Below are 26,657 nucleotides of genomic sequence, written 5' to 3'. Positions count from 1 at the left end.
TCGGTGTATCCGGGTACCCATGCGGAGAAAGGGCCTGATCGCCCAGCCGTCGTCCTCGCCGAGACCGGGAATGTGTTGACCTACCGGCAACTCGACGACAACTCCGCTGCACTGGCGCGGGTGCTGCACGACGCCGGGCTCCGCCGTGGCGATGTCGTCGCCCTGCTGTCCGACAACGCCGCCCAGGTCTTCGAGGTGTATTGGGCGACACAACGATCGGGCCTGTACATCACGGCCGTCAATCACCATCTGACGGCGCAGGAGGCCGCGTACATCGTGCGCGACTCTGGGGCGCGCGCCTTGATTGTCTCGGCCGCGCTGGCCGACCTGGCGGCCCAAGTCGCCGCGCAGGCCGACAACCCCGGACTGCGGTTGGCTTTCGCCGGCGATGTGCCCGGTTACACCTCTTACGAAACCGCCCTCGCCGAGGCCGGTCCCCGCTTGGACGGCGAACCAGCCGGCGCCGTCATGCTGTACTCCTCTGGCATAACGGGATTCCCCAAGGGCGTCAAGCCTCCGCTACCGGACCGGCGAGTCGACGAACCGGGGGATCCGATCGTGGCGATGGCCAGCCATTTTTACGGTATCCAAGCCACCGACGTTTACCTCTCTCCGGCGCCGGTCTACCACGCCGCGCCCCTGCGCTGGTGCGGCATGGTGCAGGCGCTCGGTGGGACGGTGGTACTGGCGAAGAAGTTCGACGCCGAGGCAACCCTGCGCTACATCGAGCGGTACGCGGTCACCGTCGCGCAGCTGGTTCCCACTATGTTCGTGCGCCTGCTCAAACTCGGCGAGACCACCCGTGGCCGCTACGACCTGTCGAGCCTGCGGATGCTCATGCATTCGGCCGCGCCCTGCCCCATCGACGTCAAACGGGCGATGATCGAGTGGCTCGGCCCAGTCCTTTACGAGTTCTACGGCTCCACCGAGGCGCACGGCCTTACGTTCATCGATTCTCGGCAATGGCTCACCCACCCCGGGTCGGTCGGCCGGAGTGTGCTCGGCGTGTTGCACATCTGCGGCGACAACGGTGGCGAGCTGCCCGCAGGTGCCGTCGGCACGGTGTACTTCGAACGCGATCATTTGCCCTTCGAATACCACAACGACCCCGAAAAGACGGCCGCAGCCTGCCATCCGAAACATCCGTTCTGGACGACCGTCGGCGACCTCGGCTATCTCGACGATGAGGGCTTCCTGTACCTGACCGACCGAAAGTCCTTCATGATCATCTCCGGCGGGGTCAACATCTACCCGCAGGAGGTAGAGAATGCCCTCGCTTTGCACCCCGCGGTGTTCGATGTCGCCGTCATCGGCGTACCGCATCCCGAGATGGGCGAGGAAGTGAAAGCGCTCGTCCAGCTCGTGCCCGGTGTGCGCGGATCCGATTCCCTCGCAAAAGAACTCATCGACTACGTCCGTGATCGGATCGCGCACTACAAGGCGCCCCGCACGGTCGACTTCGTCGATGACCTACCCCGAACCCCGACCGGCAAGCTTGTCAAAAGCAATCTGCGGCAACAGGTTACGGTCCCAGGTTAGTTCCCGTAGTCAGCTCTTCCCATTTCGCGATCTCGGCCGCGCGGGCGTCCGCGACATAGCGGTAGAGGCCCAGGGCGTCGGGTCCGAGGAGCAGGAATCCGGGCGGCTCGCTCGACTCGACCGCCGCGATGATCGCGGTGGCCGCCTTGGCGGGGTCGCCGGCCTGGTTGCCGTGCATAGTGTCGTTCTCCTTGCGGCGCTGCCCGGCGGTGCCCGCGTAGTCGTCGATGACCGTGGCCGCCTGCGTGAGCGAGCGGCCGGCGAAGTCGGTGCGGAACGCGCCGGGTTCGACGACGGTCACCGAGATGCCCAGCGGGGCGAGCTCACCGCGCAGGGCGCCGCTCATCCCCTCGATGGCGGCCTTGGCGGCCGCGTAGTACCCCGATCCCACCGGGGTGACGGTTGCGCCGATCGAGGAGATGTTCACGACCGCGCCGCTGCGGCGCGCCCGCATCCCCGGCAGGACGGCTTTGATCATCGCGACGCTGCCGAAGAAGTGCGTCTCGAACAGCTCGCGCACCGCGGCGTCTTCGCCTTCCTCCACCGCGGCGCGGTAGCCGTAGCCGGCGTTGTTGACCAGAACGTCCACACCGCCGAACCGCTCGTCGGCCTGCCGCACCGCGGCGGCGACCTGCGCGGGATCGGTGACGTCGAGCGCGACGGCGAGCACCCGCGCCGTCGGGCCCAGGTCGGATACCTTCGCGACGTCACGCGGTGACGACGGCGTTGTGCCCGGCCGCGATGACGGCCTCGGCGAGCGCGCGGCCGAGCCCGGTCGAGCAGCCGGTGATGAGCCAGGTGGACATGACGTGTCTCCTTCCGGTCGGGCGCGGCTCAGTCCATCAAAGCGCGTCCCACGATCTGCGGGTCCGGCTCGCCCACGACCTCATGGTCCTTGTCGTCGTAGTCGGACTTGGCGAGAACGTAGCGCATGGCGTTGATCCGGGCCCGCTTCTTGTCGTTGCTGCGGACCACTTGGAGCAGGCCGCAGGCCTTGTGGGCTGAACCTCGACAGTGCCCTAATAGTCACCAGGGGTCAGTGTCCAGCGCTGACTGCCACCAGCGAAGGGACGAAGTGATGAAGACGCTGGAAGGGGTTCTGGCCGGGCATCCGTTCTTCTTCGGGATCGACCCGCGCTATTTGAAGCTGGCGGTCGGGTGTGCCGCCAACGTGCGCTTCGACGCGGGTGAGTTGATCTTCAGCCAGGGCAGCCCGGCCGATCACTTCTATCTCATTCGTGCCGGCCGGATCGCGCTCGAAACTCATCTTCCGGGTCGTGGACCCGTGACGGTGCAGACCCTCGGAGACGGCGAGATCCTCGGATGGTCGTGGTTGGTGCCGCCGTATAACTCGCGGTTCGATGCGCGCGCGGCCGAGGCGACGCGAGCCATCGTGTTCGACGGCAAGTGCCTGCGCGCAAAGTGCGAAGAGGATCACCAACTCGGCTACGAGTTGCAGAAGCGGGTTATCGCGGTTCTCGGCGAGCATCTCGACGCGACCCGGTTCCGGCTGTTGGACATTTACGCCGACGCCATCGAATGATCACGCGCCCGCGGCGGCGCACCGCTCCAGCCGGAAGGTGCGCTCGAAGCCGGCCGGCCGCGTCGTCAGCGTCACCTCTACCGCGCCGCTGGGAGCGACGACGTAGCGCTCCTCGACATCCGGACCCTCGCTCCACCGCCCGACCGGCTGGCGCCCGAGGTCGTCCCGGTCGCGCAGGGCCGGGTCGAACGGGAAGAGCACCGGGTCATACGGCGTGACGTCGCCGTCGGGCCGCCCGTTGACCAGGCGGCTGCACTCGACGAACCGGAAGTGACCGATGTTGTGCGCCGCCCGATAGGTCCGCCTGACGACCAGCGGGGTGCGCCCGTCCGCCGGCAGCGACGCGTCCTTGGGCACGATCGGGTCGAAGACCACGTCGGTCCCGGCCCGCGCCTCGCGGAATACCCCGAAGTGCCGCGAAAAGCGTTCGGACAACGCGAAACCCGCCTCCTTGTCGAGGAAGACCGCCAGGCCGATGGCCGTCGCCGCAAACGGGTGCGGGGAGCGCTTCACCCGCTTCTCCCCGAATGCCGTGCGCAGCATCCGGGCAACCAGCGGGAAGCCCCCGGCCCCGCCGACCACGTAGATGCCCGCCACCTCCGACCAGGCCACGTCCCTGCCGTCCCGGGCCGGGCCGTGCAGGACGCGATGCAGCAGTTCGGTCGTCTGGTCGACGAGCGGCGCGCACACGGAGTAGACGTCGTCGATTCCGCAGGAGAACGGGGGCCGGTCGACCGCGCCGATTCCCGTGAGGTCCACCAAGAAACGTCGCGACTGCGGGCCGACGGCCTCCTTGCGCGCGGCGCACTCGTCCTTGAGCAGCTCGCGCGTGACGGGATCCACCCCGTGCATGTTCAGCCGGCCGAGGACCAGGTCCACGATCGCCTCGTCGAAGTCGTCACCGCCGAGGCGCTGGACGCCCTCGCTGACCACGACCTCGTTCTCATGCCCGGTCATCCGCAGCAGCGACGCGTCGAAGGTGCCGCCGCCGAGGTCGTAGATGAGGACATGCTCGCGCTTGGCGGTGATGGTGGAGCGGTACCGGTGCGCATACTCGAGGCTGGCTGCCGACGGCTCGTTCAGCAGCGCGACGACGTGGAATCCCGCCGCGACGAAGGCGTCCAGGGTAAGCAGGCGCTGGGCGCTGGAGGCGTTGGCCGGCACGCTGATCGCCGCCTCGACGGCCTCGCCGGGTGCGAGGGTGGCGTTCGAGCGGCTTTGCAGGTCGGCCTTCAGCGCGGCCAGGAAGCCGGTGAGCAGGTCGGCCAGCCGGTGGTTGCGGCCGGCCAGGTTCACCTCGGTCTGCGGGCCGGCGTCGTTGAGCAGGCGCTTGAACGATCGCAGCACCGACCAGCCCGGCTGGTGGCGCACAGCGGCGGCGTCGACCCCGAACCGCAACCGCCCGTCGGTGTTGGCGGCGATGAGCGAAGGCCACGCGTCCAGGCCGTCGAACGAGATGACCGGATAGTTTCCCCGGTCTACGGCCGCAACGACGGTGTGGGTGGTGCCGAAGTCGATGCCGACTCTCATCGCGCAATCTTAGGACTGCGCCACGCTTTCCGGCACCATCCTGTCCCGGCGTGGGCGGTCAATCCTCGAAATGGCGGTTGTAGTCGGCGCGCTCGAGCCGCCATTGCAGGCTGTAGGTGCCCGTCGCGATCATCACCATCACGATCGCGGACGCGAGAGTGACGACGACGTTCATAGTCTTTCCATTTCGCGAGACATGAGGGCGCTCTCGAGGAACCCGTAATGCTTCGGGTAGTGCCTTCGCGGCGGGCCGGCGCCCTCGCGGCGCGCGCCCAGGACGGCCGCGGTGCCGAAGACCACCTGCTGCGTGCTGATCAGGACTTCGGTGGGCGACGCCTCCACCGAGGGGGGTCGACTTGTGCTCTCGGTTACGGGATCGGTCGTGCCGGCGAGTCCCGCTGGTGATACCAACATTTCGTCTGTCTCTTTTCCGATGTGGTCACGTACCGGGGCGAACCGGTCGTTGTGCAACCACGGTAAGAGCGACGAGCGGCGTTCGTCGTGAGTAGTCGACTACCCCTTCGTCTGGGCCGCGGCCGGTACGGGGTGCGCATCCCACTGCCGCTGCAACTCCCGCTCGGCGGGGGTGGGAATCAGCCCGGCGGGCGCGAACCGCTGCGACGGCACCGGGTCGTCCTCGGTCAACGGCCGGCCGCCGCCGCGAATCGCCCTGAGCGCGACGGCGATTCCGGCGGCGAACACGATGACGACGACCAGCGCGAAGGCGATGGACAGGGTGCCCTGAATCCAGGTGTTCCTGATGACCTCGTCGAGCTGGCGGGCGTTCTTCGCCGCGCCGAACGCGGTCTTGCCGGCGTGTTTCGCCGCCAGGTACTGGGAGTGCTGCGTCCAGTAGCCGACCGCGGGATCGCCGGAGAAGATCTTCTGCCACGACGCCGTCAGCGTGACGGTCAGGTCCCACAGCAGCGGAACCCCGGGAATCCAGGCCCACCTCAGCAGGCCCTTCTTGATCACGACCACGGTGACCACGGTCAGCGCGATCCCAGCCAGCAGCTGGTTGGCGATGCCGAACAGCGGGAAAAGGGTGTTGATGCCGCCCAGCGGGTCGGTCACGCCCATAAGCAGGGTGCCGCCCCACGCGGCGACGACGACCAGGCTGCAGAGCCAGACGCCGGGGCGCCAGCTCGGGTTGCGCAGTTTGGCCAGCGGTCCGCCGAAGTTGCTCAGTGCGTCGGACAGCATGAAGCGGTTGACCCGGGTCCCCGCGTCCACGGTGGTCAGGATGAACAGCGCCTCGAACATGATCGCGAAGTGATACCAGAACGCCTTGAGGCCGGTGCCGCCGAAGACCCGCTGCAGCACCTCGGACATCCCGAACGCGAGCGTGGGCGCCCCGCCGGTGCGCGACACGATGGTCTTCTCGCCGACGCTGGTGGCGGCCTGGGCGATCTGGTCGGCGGTGGCCGGCGCGCCCGGCAGGCCGAGCTTGTTGACGTACTGCGCGGCGGTGGCCGCGGTGCCGCCGGTCTGCGCGGCAGGCGCGTTGAGGGCGAAATACAGGTGCTGGTTGAGGATCGACGCGGTGATCAGCGCCATGACGGCGACGAACGACTCGGTGATCATGCCGCCGTAGCCGATCACCCGCATCTGGCCTTCCTTCTCCAGCAGCTTCGGTGTCGTCCCGGACGAGATCAGCGAGTGAAACCCGGACAGCGCGCCGCACGCGATGGTGATGAACAGGAAGGGGAACAGCGAGCCGGCGAACACCGGGCCGTTACCCCGGGTGGCGAACTGCGAGATCGCGGGGGCCTGCATCTCCGGCCGGGCGATGAGGATGCCGACGGCGATCAGCCCGACGGCGCCGACCTTCATGAACGTCGACAGGTAGTCGCGGGGCGCGAGCAGCAACCAGACCGGCAGCACCGACGCGGCGAGGCCGTAGCCGATCAGGCACCAGCACAGGGTCACCGGGGACAGGGTGAACCAGGCTGCGCCCCAGGGAGTCTCGGCGACCCAGTTGCCGGAGACCACGGCCAGCATCAGGAGCGCGAACCCGATCAGCGACACTTCCGAAACCCGCCCGGGACGCAGGAACCGCAGGTAGGCGCCCATGAACAGGGCGATGGGGATGGTCATGGCGATGGAGAAGACGCCCCATGGGCTTTCGGCCAGCGCCTTCACCACGATCATCGCCAGCACCGCGATCAGGATCACCATGATGACGAGGACACCGGCGAGCGCGGCGACCCCGCCCACCGCGCCCAGCTCGTCGCGGGCCATCTGGCCCAGGGAGCGGCCGCGGCGCCGGGTGGAGATCCACAGCACCAGGTAGTCCTGCACGCAGCCGCCGAACACCGCGCCGAGGACGATCCAGATCGCCCCGGGCAGGTAGCCCATCTGGGTGGCCAGCACCGGACCCACCAGGGGTCCCGCCCCGGCGATGGCGGCGAAGTGATGGCCGAACAGCACGCGCCGGTCGGTCGGCACGTAGTCGGTGCCGTCGTCGAGAACCTCGGCGGGACTGGCGTGGTCGTCGCGCGGGCGGACGATCTTCATCTCGACCAGCCGCGCGTAGAACCGGTAGCCGATGATGTATGTGCAGCTCGCGGCGATCACGAACCAGACGGCGTTGACCGTCTCGCCGCGGGCGGACGCGATGATCGCCCACGCGACGGCGCCGAGCACGGCGATGACGGCGAAGACGATCTTGTGCCGGGTGGTGATGGGGGAGCGGTCGATGATCGCGACCGGCGGGAGGTGCTCGTGGGTGCGGATGAAGCTGACGCCTTTGTCGTGCTCTTTGACTGCCACGGCGAAAAACCCTACGCGCGCGAAATGGACAACGCGCGTTTTAATACAGCGCCCGCACCGCGTCGATGGTGTCGGCCTCGGCGGGGCCCTTGTCGTCGCGGTAGCGCACCACCCGGGCGAAGCGCAGCGCCAGGCCACCCGGGTAGCGCGACGATTTCTGGACGCCGTCCAGGGCGATCTCGACCACTTGCTCGGGGCGCAATTCCACGACGTAGCCGTCGGTGCCGCTTATGGCGAGCTCGCTGAACCGGGCGGTCTGCCAGTCCAGCATGGCGTCGGTCATCCCTTTGAAAGTCTTTCCCACCATGACGAATTCGCCGGTGGCCGGGTCCCGGGCGCCGAGGTGGATGTTGGAGAGCTTGCCGCGCCGGCGCCCGGAACCCCACTCCACGGCGAGCACCACCAGGTCCAGCGTGTGCACCGGCTTCACCTTGAGCCAGCCCGCCCCGCGCCGGCCCGCGAGGTAGGCCGCGCCGGGCGCCTTGGCCATCACCCCCTCGTGGCCGGCGGCCAGCGTGGCGGCCAGGAAGCCGGCGGCCGCCGCGGGATCCGACGTCGTCAACCGGTCGACCCGCTGCGTGGGCGGCACCAGCGCGTCCAGGGCGGTCAGCCGGTCGGTGGTCGGCGCGTCCAGCAGGTCGGAGCCGTCTCGGTGCAGGACGTCGAAGAAGAACACCGAGAGTGGCTGCGCCGCACGGGCTTTAGCCACGTCGACGGAGCGGCCGAACCGCGATGCCGTGACCTGGAAGCGGTGCGGTGTGTTGTCGGGGCGCAGCGCGATCGCCTCGGCGTCGGCGATCAGGTCGGTGACCGGCAGCGCCAGCGTCGCCTCGACGACCTCCGGGAGCCGGGCGGTGACGTCGTCGAGGCTGCGGGTGTACACCGTGACGTCGTCGCCGGCCCGGTGGATCTGCACGCGCGCGCCGTCCAGCTTCGCCTCGAAAATCGTTGTGCCGTCGTGGCGCTCGATCGCGTCGGCCACGCCCGTCGCGGTCTGGGCCAGCATCGGGCTGACCGGCCGGCCCACCCGCAGGGTGAACGCGTCCAGGGCCGCGGCCGAGCCGGACAAGGGGCCGGACAGGGCGGCGGCCGCGACGGCCGGCAGGTCCCCGCCCAGCATCGCGGCGCGCTGCACCGCCGCGAGGGGGATTCCGGCGGCCTTGGCGACGGCGTCGGCCATGATCCCGGCCAGCGCCCCCTGGCGCAGTTCGCCGCCGAGCAGCCGCGCCAGGAAGGCCTGCTCGGTTTCGGTCGCCGCGGCGAACAACGCGTGTAGGAGTTCGGCCCGACGCGCCTGAGAGCCCTTGCCCGACACCGCCCCGATCTCGGTGAAGGCGGCGTCGACGCCGAGGACCGTCAGCACCGGTTCGGCCGCCGGCGGCGGCCGGGAGCGCAGCGACGCCCAGCCGACGCCGATCTGGCGCTGGCGCAGCTCACCGGAGAGCCACGAGACGACGATCGCCACCGCCTGCGGGTCGCCGGCGGCGCGGCGCAGCAGCTCGGCGATGTGGGCGACCTTGGTCAGCCGCGACGACGTGCCGCCGACATTAAGCGAGGTGCTTGCGACGTCGAGGAGGAGCACGCATCCGAGCTTGGCACGGCTCTTGAACAAGGCGGGGTCAACCCCGCCGGGCCGACACGCTAGCGTGCCTAGGAAACGTTACAAATTTGATGGATTCTGACAAGCCTAGAAAAGGAGGCCCGGATGGAGATCAACGGGAAGAAGGTCGTCGTCATCGGCGGCGCGTCGGGGATGGGTCGCGCCAGCGCCGAGCTGCTGCACGAACGCGGCGCGGACGTCGCCATCCTCGACCGCGAGGGCTCCGACGGCAAGACCGTCGCCGAGGCCGTCGGCGGTTCGTTCTACCCGGTCGACGTCACCGACTTTGCCGGCACCGAGGAGACGCTGCAGACCGCGGTCGACGAGCTCGGCGGCCTGCACGTCATCATCACCACCGCCGGCGGCGGCATCGCCAAGCGGACGATGACCAAGTCCGGCCCGCACGACCTGGAGTCCTTCCAGTCGGTCATCGACCTCAACCTGATCGCTTCCTTCAACATCAGCCGGCTGGCTGCCGCGCACATGGCCAAGAACGAACCCGAGGACGAAGAGCGCGGCGTCATCATCAACACGGCGTCGATCGCGGCGTTCGAGGGCCAGATCGGGCAGGTCGCCTACACCGCCGCCAAGGCGGGGATCGCGGGCATGTGCCTGACCATGGCGCGTGACCTGGGCTCGCTGGGGATCCGGGTGCTGGCGATCGCGCCGAGCCTGTTCGCCACGGGGCTGACCCAGGGCATCCCGGACGAATTCGCGGCCGCGCTCACCAAGGACGCGGCCTTCCCCAAGCGCCTGGGCCGGCCCATCGAGTACGCCAAGCTGGCGGCGGCCATCGTGGACAACCCGATGCTCAACGGCCAGTGCCTGCGACTGGACGCCGGGCAGCGCTTCGCGCCGAAGTAGCCACCCCCGGCGCGGGGCCGCCCCGGGAATAAGTACACTCTTTAGGCAGCCGCCCCGCTCCCCCTCGGAGCGGGGCAGGCAGTCAGCCCGGTAGCGAGGAGGCCCCTCATGGGTATCGCCCTGACCGACGACCATCGCGAACTCGCCGAGGTGGCCCGCGCGTTTTTGACCGCACAGAAGGCGCGCTGGGCGGCCCGCTCGCTACTCGACGCGGCCGACGAATCCCGGCCCCCGTTCTGGCACGACCTGGTGGAGCTCGGCTGGCTCGGGTTGCACGTCGACGAGGAACACGGCGGCTCGGGATACGGGCTGCCCGAACTCGTCGTGGTCGTCGAGGAACTCGGCCGCGCGGTGGCGCCGGGACCGTTCGTGCCGACCGTGATCGCGTCGGCCGTGCTCGCGAAAGACGGCACCCCCGAGCAGAAGTCGCGGCTGCTGCCCGGGCTGATCGACGGCACCGTCACCGCGGGGATCGGCCTCGACGGCGAGGTGCGGGTCAGCGACGGCGTGGCGGACGGCGACGCCGGCATCGTGCTCGGTGCCGGGCTCGCCGAGCTGCTGGTGGTCGCCGCCGGTGACGACGTGCTGCTGCTGGACCGGGCCCGCGACGGCGTGTCGGTGGAGGTGCCGGAGAACCTCGACCCCACCCGGCGCTCCGGGCGCGTGCGCCTGAGCGGCGTGCGCGTCACCGCGGACGACATCGTGGCGGGCGCGCGGCTGTCGGCGCTGGCCCGGGCCCGGACGCTGCTCGCGGCGGAGGCCGTCGGCGGGTCGTCGGACTGCGTCGAGGCCGCCGTCGCCTATGCGAAGGTGCGCCAGCAATTCGGCCGAACCATCGCGACCTTCCAGGCCGTCAAGCATCACTGCGCGAACATGCTGGTGGCCGCCGAGTCGGCGACGGCCGCGGTGTGGGACGCCTCGCGCGCGGCGGAAGAGGACTCCTCAGAGGACGAAGCCCAGTTCCGCCTCGCCGCCGCGGTGGCCGGCGCGCTGGCCTTCCCGGCGTATGCGCGCAACGCCGAACTCAACATCCAGGTGCACGGGGGCATCGGCTTCACCTGGGAGCACGACGCGCACCTGCACCTGCGCCGGGCGCTGGTCACCACGGCGCTGTTCGGCGGGGACGCCCCGGCCGCCGATGCGTTCGAGCGCAGCGCGGCCGGCGCCGTGCGCGAGAACAGCCTGGACCTGCCGCCCGAGGCCGAGCAGCTGCGCACCCGGATCCACGCCGACGCCGCCGAGATCGCGGCCCTGGACAAGCAGGCGCAGCGCGACAGGCTGATCGAGACGGGCTACGTGATGCCGCACTGGCCCAAGCCGTGGGGGCGCGGCGCCGACGCGGTGGAGCAGCTGGTGATCGAGGAGGAGTTCCGCGCCGCGGGCATCAAGCGGCCGGACTACGGGATCACCGGCTGGGTGATCCTGACCCTGATTCAGCACGGGACGCCTTGGCAGATCGAACGATTCGTCGAGAAGGCGCTGCGCAAGGACGAGGTCTGGTGCCAGCTGTTCTCCGAGCCGGACGCCGGATCGGACGCGGCGTCCATCAAGACCCGTGCCACCCGGGTCGACGGCGGCTGGAAGATCAACGGGCAGAAGGTGTGGACCAGCGGCGCACACTACTGCGCGCGGGGCCTGGCCACCGTGCGCACCGACCCCGACGCGCCCAAGCATGCCGGCATCACCACGGTGATCGTCGACATGAAGGCGCCCGAAGTCGAGGTGCGGCCGCTGCGGCAGATCACCGGCGGCTCGGATTTCAACGAGGTGTTCTTCAACGACCTGTTCGTTCCCGACGAGGACGTCGTGGGCGCGCCCAACACCGGGTGGACCGTCGCCCGGGCCACGCTCGGCAACGAACGCGTCAGCATCGGCGGCAGTGGGTCGTTCTACGAGGGCCTGGCGGAAATGCTGATCGAAATGGCCAAGCAGCGACCGGATCAGTTGGCGGGGGCCAAGATTCGCGTGGGCAACTACCTGGCCGACGATCACGCGCTGCGGCTGCTGAACCTGCGCCGCGTCGCCCGCAGCGTCGAAGGGTCGGGCCCGGGCCCCGAGGGCAACGTCACCAAGCTGAAACTGGCCGAGCACATGGTCGAGGGCGCCGCGATCTCGGCCGCTTTGCTGGGTCCCGAGGTCGCGCTGGCCGACGGGCCGGGCGCGCTGGCGGCCCGCATGATCATGGGCGCGCGCGGCATGTCGATCGCCGGCGGCACCTCCGAGGTGACTCGCAATCAGATCGCCGAGCGGATCCTGGGCATGCCGCGCGACCCGTTGATCAACTAGGCCGGCGCGAATTGCGGCGCGCCGCCGCTGCCCTTCGCGGGCTGAACGGCGACGGGCATCCCGCACGTCACCGAATCCGGTTCGCAGCCAACGATGTTGGCGGCCAGCCGCAGCCCGCTCTGTTCGGCAAGTTCGACGATCGCGATCACGTAAGGCGTCGGGATCTCCGGGTTATAGGGGTGGTGGTTCACCGTGTAGGTGAACACCGTGCCGCGCCCCGAAACCGGCCGCGCGACCAGCGGGCCCCCGCAGTCCCGGCATTCGCCGGCCGCCGGGTGCACCCAGCGCGCGCAAGCGTCGCAGTGTTCGATGAGCAACTCGCCTGACACGGCCAATACAGTACACTCTATTGGTTCGGCGTGGGTGGCAGGCTGGTTGGACGGATGGTGCACATGACCTACTTCGAAAAAGACGCGATCATTTCCGGGCTCGGCATCTCGCGGATCGGCCGCCGCACCGGGATCCCGGGCCTGGAGCTGACCATGGAGGCGGTGCGCGCCGCCGTCGCGGATGCCGGCCTCGCGCCCGCCGACATCGACGGGATCGCCACCCTCGGCGACACGCCGGCCGCCGACGTAAACGCCGAACTGCGGATCGAGGCGGCCGACTGCGGGGCCGGCTTCGGCACCGGCGGCCTGCTGAGCCCGGTGATGTCGGCGTGCCGCGCGGTCGCCGAGCGGCGCGCACACCACGTCGTCGTCTACCGGACGATCCAAATGCTCGGCGGAACGGTCCCGGTCAAGCGAGAGGAAAACGCGCCCGCGCCCGCTCCCGCGCTCGCGCGGATGTTCGAGACTCCCGAAGGCGCGCCGAAGCCGGCCGTCGGCGCGATGGACGACGTCAACGACCTGGTGGCGGCCCACGCCTATTCCGCCGCGAACTGGCTGGCGCTGAACTGCCGCCGCCACATGGAGCTGTACGGGACCACCAAGGAACAGCTGGGCTGGCTGGCGCTCAACGGCAGACGCAACGCCGCGCTGAATCCGCTTGCGGTGTACCGCGAACCGATGACCATGGCCGACTATCTGGGGGCGCGACTGGTGTCGACGCCGTTCGGCCTGCTGGACTGCGACGTCCCCATCGACGGCTCGATCGCGGTGGTGGTGTCGAACGCGGAGTACGCCCGCGACTGCCCGCACCGCGCGGTGGCGGTGGAGGCGATCGGCGGATCCGACGGCGCCGGCGGCTGGTTCCACCGCGACGACTACCCGAAGATGGCGATGTCCGACGCGACGGCGCAGATGTGGTCGCGCACCCAGTTGACGCCCGCCGACCTGGAGCTGGCCGAGTTGTACGACGGTTTCACGTTTCTCACCCTCGCGTGGCTGGAGGCGCTGGGGGTGTGCGGCGACGGCGAGGCCGGGCCGTTCGTCGAGGGCGGGGCGCGGATCGCCCGCGACGGCCAACTGCCCCTGAACACCTACGGCGGCCAGTTGTCGGCGGGGCGCATGCACGGCTACTGGGCTTTGCACGAAGGGTGCCTGCAGCTGCGCGGCGAAGCGGGGGAGCGTCAGGTGTCGAAACGCCCCGAGGTCGGGGTGGTTTCCGTGGGTGGTGGCCCCGTCGCCGGATGCATGTTGCTCACCTGTTGAGATAGCTTGTGGCACAGCGCGATTGGAGCCCCGCGGACAAACTCGCCGCGCAGATTGCCCGCCAGATCGAGGCGGACATAGTCCGACGCGGCTGGACCGTCGGCGAATCGCTGGGCTCCGAACACTCCCTGCAACAGCGGTACGGCGTGAGCCGATCCGTGCTGCGCGAGGCCGTTCGCCTGGTCGAACACCACCAGGTCGCCCGGATGCGCCGCGGGCCGGGCGGCGGGCTGCTGATCTGCCGGCCGGACGCCGGCCCCGCGACGCGTGCCGTGGTTATCTACCTCGAATACCTCGGCATCACGCTGGTCGACCTGCTCAACGCGCGCCTGGTGCTCGAGCCGCTCGCGGCCTCCCTCGCGGCCGAACGCATCGACGAGGCCGGCATCGACCGGCTGCGCGCGGTGTTGCGGGCGGAGCAGCAGTGGCGGCCGGGCCTGCCGGCGCCGCGCGACGAATTCCACATCGCGCTGGCGGAGCAATCGAAAAGCCCGGTGCTGCAGTTGTTCATCGACATCCTGATGCGGCTCACCACGCGATACGCCCTGCAGTCGCGGGCCGACTCGGCGACCGAGGCCATCGAGGCCGTCGAGCACATGCACCGGGACCACTCTCGACTCGTCGACGCCGTCACCGCGGGCGACGCGGCGCGTGCCAAAACGCTCTCCGAACGACACGTCGAAGCGGTGACCGCCTGGCTGCAGCGGCATTACCCGGGCGAGGGGGCCCGGGCGCGGGGGGCGCGCCGGCTGCGGGCCGTCGACGGTGACGCGCCGCACGGGAAGCTCGCCGAGATGCTGGCCGCCACCATCGGCGACGAGATCGCCGCGGACGGCTGGCAGGTCGGCTCGGTATTCGGGACGGAAACCGCGCTCCTGGAGCGTTACCGCGTCAGCCGCGCGGTGTTCCGGGAAGCCGTGCGGCTGCTCGAATATCACTCGGTGGCGCGGATGCGCCGCGGGCCCGGCGGCGGGCTGATCGTCACCGAACCGCACGCCGAGGCCAGCATCGACACCATCGCGCTGTACCTGCAATACCGCGGGCCGACGCGGGAAGACCTGCGCTGCGTTCGCGATGCCATCGAGATCGACAACGTCGCCAGAATCGTCAAGCGGCGCAGCGAGTCCGAGGTGGCGGCGTTTCTGGCAACCCGGCCGGGCCCGCACACCGGCGACGTGCGAAAGGCGGTCGCCGAGGAGGTCCGCTTCCACCTGGGGTTGGCGCAATTGGCCGGCAACGCGCTGTTGGACCTGTTCCTTCGCATCATCATCGAGCTGTTCCGCCGGCACTGGACCAGCACCGCGCCGACGGAGCCGTCCTGGACCGACGTCGACGCCGTCGAGCACGCTCATCTGCGGATTCTTCAGGCGATCGAAGACGGCGACGACAGCCTCGCCCGCTACCGCATCCGTCGCCACCTGGACGCCGCCGCCTCCTGGTGGCTATAGCGGCCGGGTGTGACGCGGTCGTCGGCATACCGAACGGCCTTCTGGGGTACTGGAATGGGGAAGTGACGTATGGCCGGTCCAGCAGGGGGTTGGCACTTGTGATCGAAAGCGAGCGCGCAAGGGTGACCGGGGGCGTGGGGGGAACGCAAGCCGCTCAATCGGGTTTCGTTCATTCCGGGCTCCTTTATCGTTCGCAGGGGGAGTACCGGGACTTTGTGGTTCGCTTCATCGTCGACGGGCTGGCGCTAGACGAGGCCGTTTTGGTGGCGGTGCCCGGCGACAAGCTGGACGCCCTGCGCGAGGCGTTGCCCGGACCCGACGGCGGCTTCACCGCGGAACTGCGGCTGGTCGACATCGCCGAGATCGGCCGCAACCCGACCCGATTCATGGCGATGGAGGGGTCCTTCATCGACGAGCACCAGGGCCGGCGGGTGCGAATCGTGAGCGAGCTGGCCTGGCCGGAACGCACCCACGAGGAAATCGTCGCCTGCTCCGAACACGAGGCGCTGGTCAACTCGGCCCTCGAGGGCTACCCGGCGACCGTCCTGTGCCTCTACGACGCGAGCGTGCTGGGTGACGAGGTGCTGGCGGATGCCCGTGCGACGCACCCCTTGCTGTGGAACCGCGGCGCGCTGCAGCGCAGCGCCGAATACGCGCCCGACGCCGTCCTGGATCGCTGCAACCAACCGCTCGCGGCCAACCCGGGCGCCGTCACGTACATGGTCAGGGAGTCGGCGGACCTGCGGCCCGCACGCTCGTTCGCCGTCAACTACGCCGGCTGGGTGGGGATGTCGCAGGACGGCATCGAGGACTTGCAGCTGATCGCGACGGAGCTGGCCAGCAACAGCCTGATGTACACCGACGGGGCCTGCCGCCTGGCCTTCTGGCGCGAGGACGAGCACCTGGTGTGCGAGGCGCGCGACACCGGACGGCTGGGCGACCCGCTGGTGGGGCGCCTGGATCCCGGCCCGAGCGGCCCGGCCAGCCGCGGGTTGTATCTGGTCAACGCCATATCGGACCTGGTTCGCACGCACACCACGCCGGCGGGGACGACGATCCAGGCCTATCTGCGGGTCGACGCGTCGTCGGGGCCGAACGGCTAGGAAACACCTGTGTGGCAAGGCCTTAGCCCGCCGCGCGAAATGGATTTGCAATTGCCTGCCGGTGGCGTCTAATGTCGGCGCTCGTGCGTCTTTCTCAGGGTGCCTTTGACAAGGCAGTAGTAGCCAGCACCCGCAGCGGGGTCTGATCCCAGACCGACCCCCCGCTGTGGGTCGGAAGCTACTACCGTCGGTCGCTCCTGCTGATCAGAGAAGACCGACACGATGGCTCTCACCAAATCCCTCGCCCCCTCAGGCGCCCACTTCGGCGCCGCCTTGCCGCGCGGGCTGCGCGAGGAGGCCGACGCGATGTCGTGGGAGGCCTTCGTCGCCACCTACGGTCGCACCGCCGGCCCGCTGCGACTGGGGCACTGGGCCTGCACCGACGCCGAGCGACCCGCGGGGCGGCTCGGCCCGCAGGCCCGCAATTTCCGGGCGATGATCGCCGTCGGCGACCACATCAGCACGTCCACCGCCGCCGCCAGCGGCCCGATCGCCGCCCTCACCGAGATGCTGCACGAGCGCGGGATCACGGTGGAGGTGTTGCGCTTTCACCAGATTCGCTGCGGCGCGGACACGGCCACGTTCGTCCGCGGCAGCGACGGGGTTCGCGCCGAGTGGGCGATGGGCCTCTCGGAGGATCCGACCCAATCGGCGCTGCGCGCGGTGATCGCGTGCGCCAACCGGCTGGCGGCGTGACTGTGCCGAGCAGACGCAGAATCGCACGTTTGCGGCGTGCGCAGTGCGATTCTGCGTCTGGTCGCGACGGGACTACAGCGGGCGCAGCACGATCGGCATGCCGTCCTTGGGCACCGGCATGCCGCCGTAGTCCCACTCGGCCTGGTAACCCGGGCGGGGCAGCTCGAGCCGGTAGCGGCGCAGCAGTCGGTGCAGGATCGACTTGATCTCCAACTGCCCGAACACCATCCCGATGCACTTGTGCGCGCCGCCGCCGAACGGCGTCCACCCATAGCGGTGCCGCTTGTGCTCGCTGCGCGGCTCGGTGAACCGGTCCGGGTCGAACTTCAGCGGGTCTGTCCACAGTTCCGGCAGCCGGTGGTTCATCCCGGGATAGGCGATGACGTTGGTGCCCTTGGGGATGTAGTAGCCCAGCAGGTCGGTGTCGCGCACGGTCTGACGCATGGCCCACTGCACGGGCGTCACCAGCCGAATCGACTCGTTCATCACCAGGTCCAGCGACTCGAGCTTCTCCAGGGAGTCGATGTCGAGCGGCCCGTCGCCGATCAGGCGGTCCGACTCGTCGCGGCAGCGCTCCTGCCACTCCGGGTGTGCGGCCAGCTGGTAGACCATCGTCGTGGCGGTCGACGTCGACGTGTCGTGCGCGGCCATCATCAGGAAGATCATGTGGTTGACGATGTCCTCGTCGGAGAACTTGTTGCCGTCCTCGTCCTCGGTCTGGCACAACACGGACAGCAGGTCGTTGCCGTCCTTCCCGCGCTGTTCCTTGACGCGCTCGCGGAAGTAGTTCTCCAGCAGTTCGCGCGCCTTCAGGCCGCGCCACCAGGTGAACGGCGGGACGCCGGTGCGGATGATCGCGTTCCCGGCGCGGGTGGTGACCGTGAACGCCCTGTTCACCTTGGTCACCAGATCGCGGTCGGTGCCCGGCTCGTGGCCCATGAACACCATCGAGGCGATGTCGAGGGTCAGCTCCTTCATCGCGGGGTAGAGCAGGAAGCGCGCGTCGTTGACCACCCAGTCGTCGGCGACCGTCTGGGTGATGACCTTGTCCATCTGCTCGACGTAGGAGACGAGCCGGGACCGGACGAACGCCTCCTGCATGATCCGCCGGTGGAACATGTGCTCTTCGAAGTCGAGCAGCATCAGCCCGCGGTGGAAGAACGGCCCGATCACCGGCACCCAGCCCTGCTGCGAGTAGTCCTTGTTGCGGTTGGAGTAGATGACCTGCGCCGCGTCCGGGCCCAGCGCCGCGACGCCCGGCAGCACCGGCGAGTCGCCGAAGACGACCGGGCCCTTGGTCTTGTACAGGAACATCAGATAGTCCGGTCCGCCGCGCAACATCTCGATGATGTGCCCGAGGACCGGCAGGCCCGCGTCGCCCAGCACCGGCTTGAGCCCGCTGTCCGGCGGTGGGTCGGCGAGCTTGTGCACCGGGAACTGGGTGTTCAGCAGCCGGCGTTCGACCAGGCCCATGCCCGGGAAGTTGTTGAACGACGGGGTCAACCGGCGCCGCGCCTGATCGAGCAGGTAGTGCGGGGTGCTGACAGTGGCGGCCATAGACGCTCCTTTGCGGGCCCGGGGCGGGTGACAGCGGTCACTGATTCATAACCTTCGGGAAAAACTTGACGGCTGTCAAGTTTGCTTTTGCCGCGGCGTGGTGCAAGGTCGATGACGTGAGCAGCCACGCCGACGCGGACCCGGGTGAACCGGCCATTCGCCGGCGCGGCGACAAGCACCGGCAGGCGATCATGCAGGCGGTGCGCGACCTGCTCGAGGAGAAGCCGTTCGCGGAACTTTCGGTCAGCACGATCAGCCTGCGCGCCGGGGTGGCCCGATCCGGCTTCTACTTCTACTTCGACTCCAAGTACGCGGTGCTCGCCCAGATCATGGCCGAGGCCGCCGAGGAACTCGAAGAGCTCACGCAGTACTTCGCCCCCCGCCAACCCGGGGAGTCGCCGGAGCAGTTCGCCAAGCGGATGGTCCGCAGCGCCGCCGCGGTCTACGCGCACAACGACCCGGTGATGGCAGCCTGTAACTTGGCCCGCCACACCGACATTCAGATTCGCGAGCTCCTCGAGCGGCAGTTCGAGGGGGTGCTGGGCCAGATCACCGCGATCGTCGAGGCGGAGATCAAGGCGGGGACCGCGAATCCGATCAGCGACGACGTCCCGGCGCTGGTGCGCACCCTGGCCGGCACCACTTCCCTGACGCTGAGCGGCGACCCGCTGCTGGCCGGACGCCAGGGTCACCAGGAAGACATGGAGCGACGGGTGCGGGTGCTCGAGCAGCTGTGGCTCAATTCGCTCTGGGGTGGCGGCCCGAAGTAACGCGGTAGGGTCACGGCCATGGGGCTAGGGCTTCCGAGGACGACGGGGCGGTACTTCGCCGGGAAGCGGTGCCTGGTCACCGGCGCGGCCAGCGGGATCGGGCGCGCGACCGCGCTGCGGTTGGCCGCACAGGGCGCCGAACTCTATCTGACCGACCGCAATTCGGACGGCCTGGAATCGACCGTGGCCGACGCCCGCGCGCTGGGCGCCGAAGTGCCCGTGCACCGCACGCTCGACATCGCCGACTACGACCAGGTGGCGGCGTTCGCCGCCGACATCCACGCCGGGCATTCGCCCATGGACGTCGTGCTGAACATCGCCGGGGTGTCGGCGTGGGGCACGGTCGACCGGCTGACCCACGAACAGTGGCGCAAGATGATCGCGATCAACCTGATGGGTCCGATCCACGTCATCGAGGCGTTCGTCCCGCCGATGCTGGCGGCCGGGCGGGGCGGGCATGTGGTCAACGTGTCGTCGGCCGCGGGGCTGGTGGCCCTGCCGTGGCACGCGGCCTACAGCGCGAGCAAGTTCGGCTTGCGGGGCCTGTCCGAGGTGTTGCGTTTCGACCTGGCGCGCCACCGCATCGGGGTGTCGGTCGTGGTGCCGGGCGCGGTGAAGACCCCGTTGGTCGACACGGTCGAGATCGCCGGGGTCGACCGTGAGGATCCCCGGGTCGCCCGCTGGGTGGATCGCTTCAGCGGTCACGCGGTGTCGCCGGAAAGGGCCGCCGAGAAGATCCTGGCCGGGGTCGCGAAGAACCGCTACCTGATCTACACGTCGGGCGACATCCGTGCGCTGTACGCGTTCAAGCGGCTGGCCTGGTGGCCCTACAGCGTGGCGATGCGTCAGGTCAACGTGATCTTCACGCGCGCACTGCGTCCCGCCCCGGCGCCGCTAGTCGCCCATGGCCAGCTCGAGTCGCACGCCGAGTAACCGAATCGGGCGGTCCAGCTCGAAAAGGTCCAGGACGCGCAGGGCCGCTTCGGTGATGGTGTCGGCGTCGGTGGTGGGGGCGGGCAGCTTGCGGATCTTGGTGCGGGTGTAAAACGTCGCGGTCCGCACGGTGACGGCCACGCGGGTGACGATCCGTCCCCCCGCCAGCACGTCGTCCAAAGCGTGGCGCGCCAATCCCGTTATGGCCGCATCCATTTCGGCCCGATCGGTGAGGTCGCGCGGAAAGGTGACGACATGGCTGCGCGACCGGGGTATCCACGGCTCGGCGCTGACCTGCGCGTCGCCGCCGCCCTTGGCCAGCAGCAGCAGCCACAGCCCGGTGCGCGGGCCGAACGTCGACGTCAGCAGCTCGGCATCGGCGTGCGCAAGCTGACGCACCGTGGTGATATCAAGGGCCGCAAGCTTTTTCGCCGTCTTGGGGCCCACGCCCCACAGCGCGTCGACCGGGCGGTCCGCCATCACCGTCATCCAGTTCGCGTCGGTGAGTGCGAAGATGCCGGCCGGTTTCGCGAAGCCGGTGGCGACCTTGGCCCGCTGCTTGTTGTCGCTGATGCCGACCGAGCAGGACAGCCCGGTTTCCGACGCGACGACCGTGCGGATCTGTTCGGCCACCTCGGTCGGATCCCCGCCGTCGACGCCGACGTACGCCTCGTCCCAGCCCCACACCTCGACCGGGTGCCCCAGGTCGCGCAGCAGGCCCATCACCTGCTCGGAGGCCGCGTCGTAGGCGGCCGGGTCGGACGGCAGGAACGTCGCGTCGGGGCAGCGGCGGGCGGCGGTGCGCAACGGCATGCCGGCGTGCACACCGAATTCGCGGGCCTCGTACGAGGCGCAGGTGACCACCTTGCGGGGTTCGGTCGGATCGCCGCTGCCGCCGACGATGACCGGCAGCCCGGCCAGTTCGGGGTGGCGGCGCAGCTCGACCGACGCCAGAAACTGGTCGAGGTCGACGTGCAGGACCCAGTGGGTCAACGCCCGCACAGCTTGCGCGCCAGGCTCTCCCATGCGTCCCCCAACGTCTGAAGGGTGTGGCCGCCGTTGTTCAGCTTGTGCTCCACATAGTCCGCGTCGAGCAGGGCCAGCAGGGCGTCGGTCTGAGAGTCGAGGCTGCCGGTGGTGCGCGCCGAGGACAGCAGCACCCGCACGTGCGTGCGCAGTACCGTCGCCGGCGGGCCGTAGCGCAGCTGCGGGTCGCGGCCGGCCTCCGACAGCAGCGCGTGGTGGGTGTGCACGAAGCGGATCCGCTCCCGGCCGAAGGCCACCAGCCGCTCCACGGGCGGCGCGTCGGGGCCCAGCGGCGGCGGGCCGAACAAGAACGCCTGCTGGCTGGCCCGCTCGTCCTCGTCGAGCAGCACCATCATCAGGCCGGCACGGCTGCCGAACCGGCGGAACAGCGTGCCCTTGCCCACCCCGGCGGCCGCCGCGACGTCGTCCATGGTGACGGCCTCCGCGCCGCGCTCGGCCACCAGGTCCCGGGCGGCCTGCAGCAGCAGGGCGCGATTGCGCGCCGCGTCACCCCGCTCCGGGGCAACGGACACCGCCAACTCGCTTGCCCGCTCGACGCCGCTCACTCCTGCACTTTAACGCCGCCGGAATAAATCGGACTATAGTCCGGTTGGGGCATGCAAGGATGTAGGGCGACGGCCGAAGGGAACCAGCAGTGGCAGAGATCAAGATCGTGGCGTTGGTGGGCAGTTTGCGCGCGGCGTCGATCAACCGCCAGATCGCCGAACTGGCGGGGGCGGTCGCTCCCGACGGCGTGACCGTCACGATCTTCGAGGGACTCGGCGAGGTGCCGTTCTACAACGAGGAGATCGACGACGCGATGACCACCGACGCGCCGCCGCTGGCCCCGGTGACCGCGCTGCGCGCCGCGGCGGCCGAGGCGGACGCCGCTCTGGTTGTCACCCCCGAGTACAACGGCAGCATCCCGGCGGTCATCAAGAACGCGATCGACTGGCTGTCCCGTCCCTTCGGCGACGGCGCGCTGAAGGGCAAGCCCCTGGTGGTGATCGGGGGTGGCTTCGGTCAGTACGGCGGGGTGTGGGCGCACGACGAGACCCGCAAGTCGTTCGGGATCGCGGGCGCCCGCGTGGTCGACGGGATCAAGCTGTCGGTGCCGTTCAAAACCCTCGACGGCAAGGCGCCCGGCGAGCACGCCGAGCTCTCGGCCAACGTGCGCGACGTCGTCGGCAAGCTGGCCGCCGAAGTCGGCTGAATTTGGCGGGAACGAACAAGCCGCCCGCCGGCCACCAGCAACGTTTCGTCAGTCGAATAGCCGAAGCCGCCAGCCCGCGCTGGCGGCTTTGCTGGTGATCGGGGCCGGGGCGGGCACGGCCCGGCGATCGGGCCGTTTCTGTCGGTGGTCGCTGATATACCGGTTCGCATGCCGACCCGAGACCAACCTGTGATCTGCGACACGCCGGGCGAGTCCCGCGGGGAGGCCTTACGACCAGGGAATTTCAGAATTGTTATTCAGAACATCTTGTATCTAGACAACTTGTCGGCCACTAGGTGTAGTGTTTCGAGGCACCGGCAGATCCCAGGATCCCCACGCTGGCCGGGCTTGGGGACCTCCCCGAATCGGCTCGAAGATCCCGAAGGCCGCGCCTTCGGTTTCCAGCGCCGCAAGACGGGAATCTGGGGTCCTGACGGGCCGCTGAAACACAGCGAAGACCGAGTTCGTTGCAGTACCCAAGTAGTTGCCAGTCCGTCACAGGTTCTCCCCTTCCGCAAAGGAGCGGCATCCATGAGCATCACCGTGTACACGAAGCCCGCGTGCGTGCAGTGCAGCGCCACCTTCAAGGCCCTGGACAAGCAGGGCATCGCCTACCAGAAGGTCGACATCACGCTGGACTCCGAGTCGCGGGACTACGTGATGGCTCTGGGTTACCTGCAGGCTCCCGTGGTGGTTGCCGGCAACGACCACTGGTCGGGTTTCCGGCCCGATCGCATCAAGGCGCTCGCGGAGTCGGCACTCAGCGCGTAGGCAAAGCGTTAGGTAAGGAGGTTGCGGTGCACTCGCGCAACCTGGTCTATTTCTCTTCCGTGTCGGAGAGCACCCACCGCTTCGTGCAGAAGCTGGGTGTTCCCGCTACACGGATACCGCTGCACGGGCGCATTGAGGTCGGCGAGCCGTATGTGCTGATAGTGCCGACGTACGGCGGTGGACGGCACGACTTGGACAGCAACGCTGCGGGGTATGTCCCCAAACAGGTCATCGCTTTCTTGAACAATGAGCTCAACCGGTCGTTGATCCGCGGCGTCATCGCCGCGGGCAACCACGACTACGGGATCGCATTCGCATACGCGGGCAACATCATCTCGCGCAAGTGCGGCGTTCCCTACCTTTACCGCTTCGAACTGATGGGGACCTCCGACGACGTGGATGCCGTCCGCGCCGGTCTCGCCGACTTCTGGAAGGAACAGACGTGCCACCAACCGTCACTGCAGAGCCTGTAGCCGCCGGCACGCATGCGTCGTCCGACGAAACGGACTACCACGCTCTGAACGCGATGCTGAACCTGTACGACAAGGACGGCAGGATTCAGTTCGACAAGGACGTGCTCGCGGCGCGCCAGTACTTCCTGGAGCACGTCAACCAGAACACCGTCTTCTTCCACAATCAGGACGAGAAGCTCGACTACCTGATCCGCGAGAACTATTACGAGCGCGAGGTTCTCGACCAGTATTCGCGCAACTTCGTCAAGGAGCTGCTGGACCGCGCCTACGCCAAGAAGTTCCGCTTCCCGACGTTTCTCGGCGCGTTCAAGTACTACACCTCCTACACGCTGAAGACGTTCGACGGGAAGCGCTACCTGGAGCGCTTCGAGGACCGCGTCGTCATGGTCGCGCTGACACTGGCGTCCGGCGACACCGGGCTGGCCGAGAAGCTGGTCGACGAGATCATCGACGGGCGGTTCCAGCCGGCCACCCCGACGTTCCTGAACTCCGGCAAGAAGCAGCGCGGCGAGCCGGTCTCGTGCTTCCTCCTTCGCATCGAGGACAACATGGAGTCGATCGGGCGATCGATCAACTCCGCCCTGCAGCTGTCCAAGCGCGGCGGGGGAGTTGCGTTGCTGCTCTCCAACATTCGCGAGCACGGCGCGCCGATCAAGAACATCGAGAACCAGTCCTCGGGTGTCATTCCGATCATGAAGCTGCTGGAGGACTCGTTCTCCTACGCCAATCAGCTGGGGGCTCGCCAGGGCGCCGGCGCGGTGTACCTGCAGGCGCATCACCCCGACATCTACCGCTTCCTGGACACCAAGCGGGAGAACGCCGACGAGAAGATCCGGATCAAGACGCTCTCCCTGGGCGTGGTGATCCCCGACATCACCTTCGAGCTCGCCAAGAAGAACGAGGACATGTATCTGTTCTCGCCGTACGACGTCGAGCGCGTCTACGGCGTGCCGTTCGCCGACATCTCGGTGACCGAGAAGTACTACGAGATGGTCGACGACGCGCGCATCCGCAAGACCAAGATCAAGGCGCGCGAGTTCTTCCAGACGCTGGCCGAGCTGCAGTTCGAGTCGGGCTACCCGTACATCATGTTCGAGGACACGGTGAACCGGGCCAACCCCATCGAGGGCAAGATCACGCATTCGAACCTGTGCTCGGAGATCCTGCAGGTGTCCACGCCGTCGTTGTTCAACGACGACCTGTCGTACGCCCATGTGGGCAAGGACATTTCGTGCAACCTGGGGTCGCTGAACATCGCCAAGACGATGGACTCACCGGACTTCGCCCAGACGATCGAGGTGTCCATCCGCGCGCTCACCGCGGTCAGCGACCAGACGCACATCACGTCGGTGCCCTCAATCGAGCAGGGCAACAACGATTCCCACGCGATCGGGCTCGGCCAGATGAACCTGCACGGCTACCTGGCCCGCGAGGGCATCTTCTACGGATCCGAGGAAGGCATCGACTTCACCAACATCTACTTCTACACGGTGCTGTACCACGCGCTGCGGGCCTCGAACCGCATCGCGATCGAACGCGGCACGCACTTCAAGGGGTTCGAGCGCTCCAAGTACGCCTCGGGGGAGTTCTTCGACAAGTACACCGAGCAGGTGTGGGAGCCGGCGACCGACAAGGTGCGCCAGCTGTTCGCCGACGCCGAGATCCGCATCCCTACGCAGGACGATTGGAAGCGGCTGAAGGAGTCGGTCCAGGCCAACGGCATCTACAACCAGAACCTGCAGGCGGTGCCGCCGACCGGGTCGATCTCCTACATCAACCACTCCACGTCATCGATCCACCCCATCGTCTCCAAGGTCGAGATCCGCAAGGAGGGCAAGATCGGGCGGGTCTACTACCCGGCGCCCTACATGACCAACGAGAACCTGGAGTACTACCAGGACGCCTACGAGATCGGTTACGAGAAGATCATCGACACCTACGCCGCGGCCACCCAGCACGTGGACCAGGGGCTCTCGCTGACGCTGTTCTTCAAGGACACCGCCACCACCCGCGACGTCAACAAGGCGCAGATCTACGCCTGGCGCAAGGGGATCAAGACGCTGTACTACATCCGGCTGCGCCAGATGGCCCTGGAGGGCACCGAGGTGGAGGGTTGCGTCAGCTGCATGCTGTGACGCCGCGGGCGTCCAGGCAGCGCCGGTCTGCCCAGGTCAGCGGCTCCTGCGCGGTATGGTGCTTGATGTGGTGAGAATTCCTCGACCTCCCCATCCGAGCGTGAAGCCCGGGGTCAAGGTCGACGCGCGCAGTGAACGGTGGCGCGAACATCGCAAGAAGGTGCGCGGCGAAATCGTCGACGCGGCGTTCCGCGCGATCGACCGCCTGGGGCCCGAGCTGAGCGTGCGGGAGATCGCCGAGGAGGCCGGCACCGCCAAGCCCAAGATCTACCGGCACTTCCACGACAAATCCGATCTGTTCCAGGCGATCGGCGAGCGGCTGCGCGACATGCTCTGGGGGGCGATCTTCCCGTCGATCGACCTGAAGACCGATTCGGCCCGCGAGGTGATCCACCGCGCCGTCGAGGAGTACGTCAACCTCGTCGACCAGCACCCCAACGTGCTGCGGGTGTTCATCCAGGGCCGTTCCGCCGCGAGCCCCAAGATCCTGGAGGAGGGCCGCGGCATCACCCTGGCCGTGGCCGACATGTTCGACAACGAGCTGCGGGAGATGGAACTCGACCACGCGGCGATCGAACTGGCCGGCCACGCCGCCTTCGGCTCGGCCGCGTCGGCCACCGAGTGGTGGTTGGGCCCCGAGGCCGACAGCCCGCGGCGCATGCCGCGCGAGCAGTTCGTCGCCCACCTGACCACCATCATGATGGGCGTCATCGTCGGCACCGCCGACGCGCTGGGCATCGCGATGAATCCCGACGAGCCGATTCACAGCGTGGTGCCCAGCAGCACCGCGGCCAGCTGAGGACTTT

The 26,657-nt window shown here is 68.6% G+C and carries 23 protein-coding genes and 2 pseudogenes; 15 read left to right on the top strand and 10 right to left on the bottom strand.

Going from position 1 to position 26,657, the window contains the following annotated elements; genetic code table 11:
- The first annotated feature begins 3 nt into the window (after positions 1–3).
- Positions 4–1,539, top strand: coding sequence for an AMP-binding protein (locus AC5Y7V_RS10925; RefSeq protein WP_499880037.1), 1,536 nt, complete (start codon positions 4–6; stop codon positions 1,537–1,539).
- Here AC5Y7V_RS10925 and AC5Y7V_RS10920 read toward each other — a convergent pair.
- Positions 1,523–2,345: pseudogene (locus AC5Y7V_RS10920) on the bottom strand (oxidoreductase). The gene AC5Y7V_RS10925 and the pseudogene AC5Y7V_RS10920 overlap by 17 nt on opposite strands.
- Positions 2,346–2,373: 28 nt before the next feature.
- A pseudogene (locus AC5Y7V_RS10915) lies at positions 2,374–2,514 on the bottom strand (polyphosphate kinase 2); the annotation flags it as partial.
- Between the two features lie 103 nt (positions 2,515–2,617).
- Between AC5Y7V_RS10915 and AC5Y7V_RS10910 the strand changes: the two are divergent.
- On the top strand, positions 2,618–3,082 hold the full coding sequence (locus tag AC5Y7V_RS10910; protein WP_499880036.1) for a cyclic nucleotide-binding domain-containing protein: 465 nt from the start codon (positions 2,618–2,620) through the stop codon (positions 3,080–3,082).
- On the opposite strand, the gene AC5Y7V_RS10905 is transcribed toward AC5Y7V_RS10910, so the two are convergent.
- The 4 genes from AC5Y7V_RS10905 to AC5Y7V_RS10890 form a co-directional block, all read right to left on the bottom strand.
- Positions 3,083–4,612 (bottom strand): Hsp70 family protein, encoded by a 1,530-nt coding sequence (locus tag AC5Y7V_RS10905; RefSeq protein ID WP_499880035.1) that lies wholly within the window; start codon positions 4,610–4,612, stop codon positions 3,083–3,085.
- Positions 4,613–4,783: 171 nt separating this feature from the next.
- Positions 4,784–5,026 (bottom strand): hypothetical protein, encoded by a 243-nt coding sequence (locus tag AC5Y7V_RS10900; protein WP_499880034.1) that lies wholly within the window; start codon positions 5,024–5,026, stop codon positions 4,784–4,786.
- Positions 5,027–5,125: 99 nt separating this feature from the next.
- Complete coding sequence (locus AC5Y7V_RS10895) at positions 5,126–7,384, bottom strand: carbon starvation CstA family protein (protein ID WP_499880033.1); 2,259 nt, start codon at positions 7,382–7,384, stop codon at positions 5,126–5,128.
- Positions 7,385–7,424: 40 nt separating this feature from the next.
- On the bottom strand, positions 7,425–8,966 hold the full coding sequence (locus tag AC5Y7V_RS10890; RefSeq protein WP_499880032.1) for an ATP-dependent DNA ligase: 1,542 nt from the start codon (positions 8,964–8,966) through the stop codon (positions 7,425–7,427).
- 123 nt (positions 8,967–9,089) lie between these two features.
- Between AC5Y7V_RS10890 and AC5Y7V_RS10885 the strand changes: the two genes are divergently transcribed.
- Together AC5Y7V_RS10885 and AC5Y7V_RS10880 are read left to right on the top strand one after the other, a co-directional pair.
- On the top strand, positions 9,090–9,848 hold the full coding sequence (locus AC5Y7V_RS10885) for an SDR family NAD(P)-dependent oxidoreductase (protein WP_499880031.1): 759 nt from the start codon (positions 9,090–9,092) through the stop codon (positions 9,846–9,848).
- Between the two features lie 108 nt (positions 9,849–9,956).
- Positions 9,957–12,134 carry an acyl-CoA dehydrogenase family protein gene (locus tag AC5Y7V_RS10880; RefSeq protein WP_499880030.1) on the top strand — a complete coding sequence of 726 codons (2,178 nt, stop codon included), beginning with the start codon at positions 9,957–9,959 and terminating at the stop codon, positions 12,132–12,134.
- On the opposite strand, the gene AC5Y7V_RS10875 is transcribed toward AC5Y7V_RS10880, so the two are convergent.
- Complete coding sequence (locus AC5Y7V_RS10875; protein WP_499880029.1) at positions 12,131–12,463, bottom strand: Zn-ribbon domain-containing OB-fold protein; 333 nt, start codon at positions 12,461–12,463, stop codon at positions 12,131–12,133. The two genes, AC5Y7V_RS10880 and AC5Y7V_RS10875, sit on opposite strands and share 4 nt — an antisense overlap.
- A 63-nt stretch (positions 12,464–12,526) precedes the next feature.
- On the opposite strand from AC5Y7V_RS10875, the gene AC5Y7V_RS10870 reads away from it, so the two are divergent.
- The 4 genes from AC5Y7V_RS10870 to AC5Y7V_RS10855 all read left to right on the top strand — a co-directional run bounded on the left by AC5Y7V_RS10870 (position 12,527) and on the right by AC5Y7V_RS10855 (position 16,973).
- Entirely contained in the window at positions 12,527–13,726 is a 1,200-nt protein-coding gene (locus AC5Y7V_RS10870; RefSeq protein WP_499880028.1) for a thiolase family protein, read from the top strand.
- Between the two features lie 8 nt (positions 13,727–13,734).
- Positions 13,735–15,174: a FadR/GntR family transcriptional regulator gene (locus tag AC5Y7V_RS10865; protein WP_499880027.1), complete on the top strand. Its 1,440-nt coding sequence runs from the start codon at positions 13,735–13,737 to the stop codon at positions 15,172–15,174.
- A 98-nt stretch (positions 15,175–15,272) separates the two neighbouring features.
- Entirely contained in the window at positions 15,273–16,277 is a 1,005-nt protein-coding gene (locus AC5Y7V_RS10860) for an anti-sigma factor RsbA family regulatory protein (protein ID WP_499880026.1), read from the top strand.
- 222 nt (positions 16,278–16,499) lie between these two features.
- On the top strand, positions 16,500–16,973 hold the full coding sequence (locus AC5Y7V_RS10855; RefSeq protein WP_499880025.1) for a homocitrate synthase: 474 nt from the start codon (positions 16,500–16,502) through the stop codon (positions 16,971–16,973).
- 72 nt (positions 16,974–17,045) lie between these two features.
- Here AC5Y7V_RS10855 and AC5Y7V_RS10850 read toward each other — a convergent pair whose 3' ends face one another.
- Positions 17,046–18,530 carry a cytochrome P450 gene (locus AC5Y7V_RS10850; protein ID WP_499880024.1) on the bottom strand — a complete coding sequence of 495 codons (1,485 nt, stop codon included), beginning with the start codon at positions 18,528–18,530 and terminating at the stop codon, positions 17,046–17,048.
- 116 nt (positions 18,531–18,646) lie between these two features.
- Here AC5Y7V_RS10850 and AC5Y7V_RS10845 point away from each other — a divergent pair, with 116 nt between their 5' ends.
- Both AC5Y7V_RS10845 and AC5Y7V_RS10840 read left to right on the top strand, forming a co-directional pair.
- Positions 18,647–19,300: a TetR/AcrR family transcriptional regulator gene (locus AC5Y7V_RS10845; protein ID WP_499880023.1), complete on the top strand. Its 654-nt coding sequence runs from the start codon at positions 18,647–18,649 to the stop codon at positions 19,298–19,300.
- A gap of 18 nt (positions 19,301–19,318) precedes the next feature.
- Positions 19,319–20,233 (top strand): SDR family oxidoreductase, encoded by a 915-nt coding sequence (locus AC5Y7V_RS10840; protein ID WP_499880022.1) that lies wholly within the window; start codon positions 19,319–19,321, stop codon positions 20,231–20,233.
- On the opposite strand, the gene AC5Y7V_RS10835 is transcribed toward AC5Y7V_RS10840, so the two are convergent.
- Positions 20,195–21,259, bottom strand: a complete 1,065-nt coding sequence (locus AC5Y7V_RS10835; RefSeq protein WP_499880021.1) for a DNA polymerase IV — start codon at positions 21,257–21,259, stop codon at positions 20,195–20,197. The two genes, AC5Y7V_RS10840 and AC5Y7V_RS10835, sit on opposite strands and share 39 nt — an antisense overlap.
- The gene (locus tag AC5Y7V_RS10830; RefSeq protein WP_499880020.1) at positions 21,223–21,825 is read right to left on the bottom strand and encodes a TetR/AcrR family transcriptional regulator; all 603 of its coding nucleotides are present in this window, start codon (positions 21,823–21,825) and stop codon (positions 21,223–21,225) included. Before AC5Y7V_RS10830 ends, AC5Y7V_RS10835 begins: the two co-directional genes overlap by 37 nt.
- Before the next feature lie 89 nt (positions 21,826–21,914).
- Here AC5Y7V_RS10830 and AC5Y7V_RS10825 point away from each other — a divergent pair, with 89 nt between their 5' ends.
- From AC5Y7V_RS10825 to AC5Y7V_RS10805, 5 genes are all read left to right on the top strand, one after another.
- Positions 21,915–22,472 (top strand): NAD(P)H-dependent oxidoreductase, encoded by a 558-nt coding sequence (locus AC5Y7V_RS10825; protein ID WP_499880019.1) that lies wholly within the window; start codon positions 21,915–21,917, stop codon positions 22,470–22,472.
- 531 nt (positions 22,473–23,003) lie between these two features.
- On the top strand, positions 23,004–23,243 hold the full coding sequence (locus AC5Y7V_RS10820; protein ID WP_066940506.1) for a redoxin NrdH: 240 nt from the start codon (positions 23,004–23,006) through the stop codon (positions 23,241–23,243).
- Between the two features lie 26 nt (positions 23,244–23,269).
- Entirely contained in the window at positions 23,270–23,716 is a 447-nt protein-coding gene (gene nrdI, locus AC5Y7V_RS10815) for a class Ib ribonucleoside-diphosphate reductase assembly flavoprotein NrdI (RefSeq protein WP_499880018.1), read from the top strand.
- Positions 23,686–25,851, top strand: coding sequence for a class 1b ribonucleoside-diphosphate reductase subunit alpha (gene nrdE, locus AC5Y7V_RS10810; RefSeq protein WP_499880017.1), 2,166 nt, complete (start codon positions 23,686–23,688; stop codon positions 25,849–25,851). The genes nrdI and nrdE overlap by 31 nt, the downstream gene beginning before the upstream one ends.
- 67 nt (positions 25,852–25,918) lie before the next feature.
- The gene (locus AC5Y7V_RS10805) at positions 25,919–26,650 is read left to right on the top strand and encodes a TetR/AcrR family transcriptional regulator (RefSeq protein WP_499880016.1); all 732 of its coding nucleotides are present in this window, start codon (positions 25,919–25,921) and stop codon (positions 26,648–26,650) included.
- Positions 26,651–26,657 lie beyond the last annotated feature (7 nt).

It is taken from the genome of Mycobacterium sp. NGS34 (assembly GCF_059812845.1).
The sequence above is the reverse complement of the archived record's forward strand: the minus strand, read 5'-3'. Positions and strand labels throughout refer to the sequence as shown.